This is a genomic window from Ammoniphilus soli (assembly GCF_040813775.1).
Genome location: NZ_JBEGDL010000052.1, coordinates 21460 through 28140, shown reverse-complemented (window position 1 = coordinate 28140; position 6681 = coordinate 21460). Strand labels below are relative to the sequence as shown.

General features: G+C 39.2%; 8 protein-coding genes. 7 read left to right on the top strand and 1 reads right to left on the bottom strand.

Annotated features, from left to right (window positions below; all coding sequences use genetic code 11):
• Nucleotides 1-454: 454 nt before the first annotated feature.
• From ABLT31_RS35555 to ABLT31_RS35525, 7 genes are all read left to right on the top strand, one after another.
• A complete protein-coding gene (locus ABLT31_RS35555; protein ID WP_367760389.1) occupies nt 455-994 on the top strand; it encodes a hypothetical protein in 540 nt (179 codons plus the stop codon).
• Between the two features lie 85 nt (nt 995-1079).
• Nucleotides 1080-1292 (top strand): hypothetical protein, encoded by a 213-nt coding sequence (locus ABLT31_RS35550; RefSeq protein WP_367760388.1) that lies wholly within the window; start codon nt 1080-1082, stop codon nt 1290-1292.
• A 766-nt stretch (nt 1293-2058) separates the two neighbouring features.
• Entirely contained in the window at nt 2059-3495 is a 1437-nt protein-coding gene (locus ABLT31_RS35545) for a DEAD/DEAH box helicase (protein WP_367760387.1), read from the top strand.
• Nucleotides 3496-3668: 173 nt separating this feature from the next.
• Nucleotides 3669-4121, top strand: coding sequence for an SDR family NAD(P)-dependent oxidoreductase (locus tag ABLT31_RS35540; protein ID WP_367760386.1), 453 nt, complete (start codon nt 3669-3671; stop codon nt 4119-4121).
• A 107-nt stretch (nt 4122-4228) separates the two neighbouring features.
• Nucleotides 4229-4372, top strand: coding sequence for an SDR family oxidoreductase (locus tag ABLT31_RS35535; protein WP_367760385.1), 144 nt, complete (start codon nt 4229-4231; stop codon nt 4370-4372).
• Nucleotides 4373-4473: 101 nt separating this feature from the next.
• Nucleotides 4474-5217, top strand: a complete 744-nt coding sequence (locus tag ABLT31_RS35530) for an SDR family oxidoreductase (RefSeq protein ID WP_367760384.1) — start codon at nt 4474-4476, stop codon at nt 5215-5217.
• A gap of 78 nt (nt 5218-5295) precedes the next feature.
• Nucleotides 5296-5634, top strand: a complete 339-nt coding sequence (locus tag ABLT31_RS35525; protein WP_367760383.1) for an LLM class oxidoreductase — start codon at nt 5296-5298, stop codon at nt 5632-5634.
• 186 nt (nt 5635-5820) lie between these two features.
• Here the strand turns inward: ABLT31_RS35525 and ABLT31_RS35520 are convergent, their stop codons facing one another.
• Nucleotides 5821-6666, bottom strand: coding sequence for a helix-turn-helix transcriptional regulator (locus ABLT31_RS35520; RefSeq protein WP_367760382.1), 846 nt, complete (start codon nt 6664-6666; stop codon nt 5821-5823).
• Nucleotides 6667-6681 lie beyond the last annotated feature (15 nt).

Below are 6681 nucleotides of genomic sequence, written 5' to 3'. Positions count from 1 at the left end.
TTCAACGAATTGTTCATTGTATTTAAGAATCTCTGAAAGTAACGTCATTTAAACCCCTCCCAATAGCTAATAAAATTATTTCATATTTTTCTCATACAATCAATATCCAACAAACAAACTTCTGTAATAAAGAAAACTTGGCTAGCACCAAGCCAGCAGGCGCAGATGGTTGTCTAGTTGACCTTACATATAATCCATAAAGGGATAGCACCAACTTTTTGGTTAAAACATACGTTAATACATTTATTTCCAACTAACATTATGAAGTGACGTGAAACTACGCTTTTGCGTCACTTTTTAAATATATATTTGGTCTAACGACATATAAAAGTAAGGATAACATCCGAAAAAAGTGACGTAAAAGTAAACCTAAAGAACGATGAGGTTACTAAGCTAACGGGCAGAATAGTTAAATAATAGAGCAATTTTATTTGCTTATGAAAGAGTGATTATCATGGAAAAGTACATTACTGTACTGTCTGAGGAAGAAGTGAATATACTTAAAAACCTGCTTGGAAAGAAGGTCATCTTCCTCCGAAGTCCTTCTATTGATATTCAGTTGGGTACGAATCGTTATTGGTTTTATAACCCATTATCCATTATGATTGGTCATGCCTTCTTAGTCATTCAAAACGAGTGGTTTGAAACAAAGAAGTGGGAAGATTACTGGAAAATTACACTAAAGGTAAAAAAAGAAGCTGAAGGAATCCAATATAAAAAAGAAAAAGGAATCAGAATACCTGCTCAACCTTTTGCTGATATTCAAATTATAAATTCACCAAGAATAACCAGAATATCTGTGTATCACAGGAAAAAAGAAGACAATGACGAATATGTGGCATTTGATAAAGCGATTGTCATTGGAACTGAAGATAATAGAACATTTTGCATTTCCGCGATGCAAAGCATAGCTGATGCCTTAGAATTAACATGGGAAGAAGATGACATTAACCAAGTAATAAACCATTGTATTGAGAGGTATAGGTTCGAATAAGACATGGTTTTTGCTCAACTAACGGGATTCGATAGTTCGATAAACAGGGCTGCGTCCGGCAGTCCGTTTTTGTTCTACTAAAGGGTTGATTAACGAAGATGTTGTAATAAACAAAATCTTTTTTGATGATGGAAGTCTGAGGGACATTTATATAACACAAACCAGCTTAGAAGATTGGAAAATCATATGGGAGTTTATTAAGAACTTAAACCAATTTACCATTTCGATTGATGGCGAAACGAGTGATGAAATTCCTAATGATATAACCGATATTTTTAAAGTAAGAAAGGAAAAGTGATCTATTCGAGGTTTACATACAAGGGTGTCGATATTGCATGTCATTTCTTTTCAGTAGAGGAAGTGGAGTTTGACATAATCCCTCGTGAAATAAACAAAATAACGGAAGCTAAAGCCGTATTTGAGTTTATAGAGAAATTATCAAGTATTCTATGCAAAGACGTTTCATTATCAATTGAAAATGATAAACAAACCCCTTTGATGACCATAATTCCCAAGGGGGAATTTTTAACATTTTGGAGTTGACTAATTTATTCCTAACGGAGATCAAAAGTGGGGGAGTGGCTATAGACCTAACGGGTTCCCTTTTAGGTTGGAAGCAGCTGAAAACACACATTTCTTTTTGGCGTAATTCACCAAATAATTATACAGGATTTCACATCAGTAATCACAAAAAAAGGCTAGGCAAATATTTGCCTAGCCCTTACTCTGTTATCATTCGTTATTGGTTTTTTGCCATACCCTTTAATTAGGCGAATAATTATAACCTAACTCGCCTTCTTCTGCCATCCATGTATCGCCTGTGTCCATCTCTGCAATGGAGGAGGTCAAGGTAGTGCTCTTTTCTTTACCGAAATCGAGCAGGGACGTCTAACTTTAAGACCTTGCCATTCAATTTGTTGGAATTACGAGACATGAGAGTCACCTTCTTTCCCGTGTGAGGATCGACAAATATCGGGTGGTGACAGGCACTCATTATTTGCATATGATCATTCGTTGAGAGAATCCTATCTATAAGCCGAACAATTTTTAAGCGAGGTAAATACATGAATTTTGAGGACTATCATTTAAGCGATGAAATTCGAAGAGCACTTGAATTGTTAAAATACGAAACCCCTACAGAGGTTCAGCGTGAAGTCCTGCCTGTCGCCATGCAAAACCAAGATCTTGTCGTAAAGTCTCAAACAGGCAGTGGAAAAACGGCTGCCTTTGGTATACCTGTTTGCGAAAAAATGCAGTGGGAGGAAAAACATCCACAAGCCTTGATCCTAACCCCCACTCGAGAGCTTGCTGTTCAAGTCCGTGACGATCTAACGAATATTGGTAGGTTTAAGCGGATCAAGGCGATGGCCGTATATGGGAAAGAGCCTTTTTCCAAACAAAGAGAAGAACTGCAACAAAAAACCCATATCGTCGTGGGTACACCTGGGCGTGTCATGGACCATATCGAGAGAGGGACCCTAGTTTTAGAGCAAATGAAGTATTTGGTTATAGATGAAGCAGATGAAATGCTGAACATGGGTTTTATCGATCAGGTAGAAAAGATTATCCAACAACTTCCTTCGCAAAGAGTAACGATGGTGTTTTCGGCTACCCTGCCGAAAGATGTAGAAAAGCTCTGTCATCGATACATGAAAAAGCCTGTTCATATCGAGATTGCTGCTGCGGGAATCACTACGGAAACCATTGAACATGCTTTAATCGAAGTCAATGAAGTGAATAAGCTTTCCCTACTTAAAGACGTTACGGTTATTGAAAATCCTGATAGCTGTATTATTTTCTGCCGAACCAAAGAACATGTCGATACTGTATATAAGGAATTGAATAGATCAAATTATTCGATTGAAAGACTCCATGGAGGATTAGAGCAAGAAGATCGGTTTGCTGTGATGGATGGCTTCAAAATGGGGAATTTCCGTTATCTTGTAGCCACCGATGTCGCTGCGCGAGGAATTGATATTGATAATGTCACCCTTGTGATTAACTATGATGTTCCCATGGAGAAGGAAAGCTATGTTCACCGCACAGGAAGAACGGGTCGTGCCGGAAAAAAAGGAAAAGCCATTACGTTTGCAACACCTACGGAAGGGAAGTATCTTAGATCCATTGAAAACTACATAGGATTTGAGATTCCTAAAATCGAAGCGCCTAGACACCTAGATGTGGCAAGGGCCAAGGCTGCCTTCGAAGAAAAAATCAGCGGCCGCAGAGTCGTTAAAAATAATAAAACGGCCCGGATCAACCAAGGGATTATGAAACTCTATTTCAGTGGCGGAAAAAAGAAAAAGCTTCGAGCCGTAGATTTTGTGGGAACGATTGCGAATATCCCTGGTGTAACCGTGGAGGATATTGGAATTATAACGGTTCAGGATCATTTATCCTATGTTGATATTCTTAATGGAAAAGGCTCTTTAGTTTTACAAGCCATGGAACATACACCGATCAAAGGAAAAAAATTAAAAGTGAGCCCGGCCAATAAGTAACTTTTTGTACTTAGGGGAAGAAGGTACATTTTATAAGCTGTCCTGACTTCCCTTACAAGCTAAAAACCCTATTCAGTGTTTACGTATTGGATAGGGTCAATTTATTTTCATTCTGTTTTGGGTCTCCACCAGCTAAGTCTCCTTTTGCCATCCATCAATAGTTTGCCACCGCCGTGGTTAATAATGCTGGCGTGTATTTGGATGAGAATGAAAAGTTATTAACTATGGACCCTTCTATTCTAGACAAAACGATGGCAACTAATTTCTTCGGTGCTTACCATGTCATCCATTCCTTTATCCCACTCATGGAAAAGCAAGGCTATGGGAGAATTATTAATGTTTCTTCAGGATATGGGACAATGAGAGAAATGGCCGATCAAGGAGTAGGCACCTATAAGTTGTCTAAACTTTCCTTGAATGGATTGACACAACTGGTAAGTGCAGAAGTCAAAGGAGATATCAAAATAAACGCGGTCTGTCCGGGATGGGTAAGTACAGATATGGGTGGACCATCTGCTTCAAGAACCCCAAAGCAAGCAGCTGAGTCTATCCTTTGGTTAGCGACTATTGGACCTGAGGGGCCTAATGGGGGGTTCTTTAGAGATGGAAAACGAATCGATTGGTAACATTATAGTATAAACGAATAATTTTATGTATAAGGGTGGTTCTTTAAACTAACTTATGTACCGAGGCGCTGACGGGATTAGAAAAATGGCTTGATGATACCATACATTTGGGTAAAGGAAAACGTGGGCTTGAAAAACAGGGCGATGCAATTAACGCTGCCTATCTTACTGCATTTCTTTGCAGTGATAAGGCTAGTTTTATAACTGGTCAGATGATCGGCGTGGACGGCGGAATGACCTTTCCTCGTTAGTCTGAAAAGATGGTTAGGGGGAGGTGTTCTCCCCCTTTCACCTAAGAAAAATAGAAAAGTTTACTATTATCAAGTGTTTTAAAAGAAAGGATGTCATTTATATGTCAAATACTCAAGATAAGGTTGTCATTATTACGGGCGCCTCTAGTGGAATTGGTGAAGCTACTGCAAAAGAACTTGCATCTAAAGGTGCGAAGCTAGTGCTAGCTGCTCGACGCGAAGAGCGATTAAAGAAGTTACAAGAAGAGATTCAAAATAAAGGCGGGCAAGCCATTTACAAAGTGACCGATGTTGCCTCACAAGAACAAGTGGAAGAGCTTGCTAAATATACTCTTAAAGAATATGGGAAAATTGATGTAATGGTCAATAATGCAGGTGTAATGCCGCTATCACCTATTTCTCAGCTGAAAGTTAAGGAATGGGATACAATGATTGATGTTAACATCAAGGGTGTATTATATGGTATTGCTGCTGTTCTTCCGTCCATGAGAGAAAGAAAAGAAGGGCATATCATTAACGTTTCCTCAATAGCTGGTCACTTAGTATTCCCTACTAGCTCTGTTTATAGTGGTACAAAGTTTGCTGTACGAGCTATTACAGAAGGTCTTCGTAGAGAGGAGTCTAGCAGTAATATTCGTACAACTATTATCTCTCCAGGGACTATTGATACAGAGTTACTAGAAGCCGTTTCGGATTTAGAATTAAAAGCTGCGTTCGTTGAAGCTAATAAAAAAGTTCAAATCGAGCCTGCTAGCATTGCTCGTGCCATTGCATTTGCAATAGAACAACCATCAGATGTAGCGGTAAATGAGATGATTATTCGTCCAACCATTCAAGAACTGTAAAATCAACACATTTTGAGGAGTCCCACTTTTTGGGGGCTCCTTGCCCTTGCAGGACGATCGCCGGAAGACCTATTGATTATGCCAACACAACACATCATCGTCGGAAGAACAGAAGCTGAGGCGAATGAAAAGTTTCAGGAGTTACAAAGGTTATCGCCTCCAGGATATCGTACTCCTAAGCCCCAATTTTTCGGATCACCAGAGACCGTGGCTGATATGATTGAGCATTGGCATCAAGCTGGGGCAATGGACTTATTACTCCTAAGACAGGAACATCCTTCGGGAATTGATGATTTCATTGATTTGGTCGTCCCCATCCTACAGGAAAAAGGAATATTCCGAAGAGAATATGAATCCCGTACATTGCGAGGAAACTTAGGGCTTCCTTACCCAGAGAATAGGTATGCAACAATATAATAAACAGAATGAAAACCATCTGAAATTAGGTGGTTTTTCATTTAATGATTGAGGGACGGGAGTCAATAGCTAAATAACACCAAATGAAAAATGGCTGCCATCGATAGGGCAACCTATTGTGCTATTGGGAGATTACTTCAATAACTGTATAAAAAGGGATTACAATCAGCGAATACAACTGTCAATCTAGTCGTCGCTTTTTTCCATCAATCGTTTTAGTTTCAGTTCAGTAGAGGATTCCTCTACCGGAGTATACACACTGCACCGTAAATCCATATTCCCTTGTACTTGCAAGGATGTTAGGTTAAAAAGCATTTTTCCTGCTTTAGCATGTCTAAATTCGATTTGAACCTCTGGTGCAATACTTACTTGACTTTCTTGCCAAAGAGATTGAAATTCCGGGTGAAGTTCGGACATTTCTTCAAGAAATCGGTTATACCATTGATCCCCCACATATTGACCGTAATATGCTCGAAAAATAGCAAGAAACCCTTTGACAAAATGCTCCCAATTAACCGCTAATGACCTCAGTTCTTTTCTTGTAAATACTAAGCGAATCAAGTTTCGTTGCTCCCAAGGAATCTGTTCAAAGTCTAAAAAAACATGGGCTGCTGCACGGTTCCAATCGACAATTTGAAAGTGTCGGTCTGTGATATAGGTAGGACAATGTTTCAGTTCGGATAATATTTTCTCTAAAGAAGGGGGAATTTTCGTTTGTTGAACTTCTTGTTGAGAAACATTTGGATTTACTTCTATAGCTAAGTCATATAGGTACTTTCTTTCGTCATTATTTAACTGAAGGGCAGTTGCAATGGATTCTAACACAGATGAAGAAACTTTTATGTCTCGTCCTTGTTCTAACCAAGTGTACCAAGTGGTACTGACTCCTGCGATTTGAGCCACTTCCTCTCTTCTCAAACCGGGAGTTCTTCTCCGAGTCCCCATTGGCAGTCCGAAAGATTGAGGGTTAATATTCGCACGTTTTGATTTCAAAAATGCAGATAGTGCTGCGTATCTGGTTTGCTTATTCAACGTTTTTAATCTCCT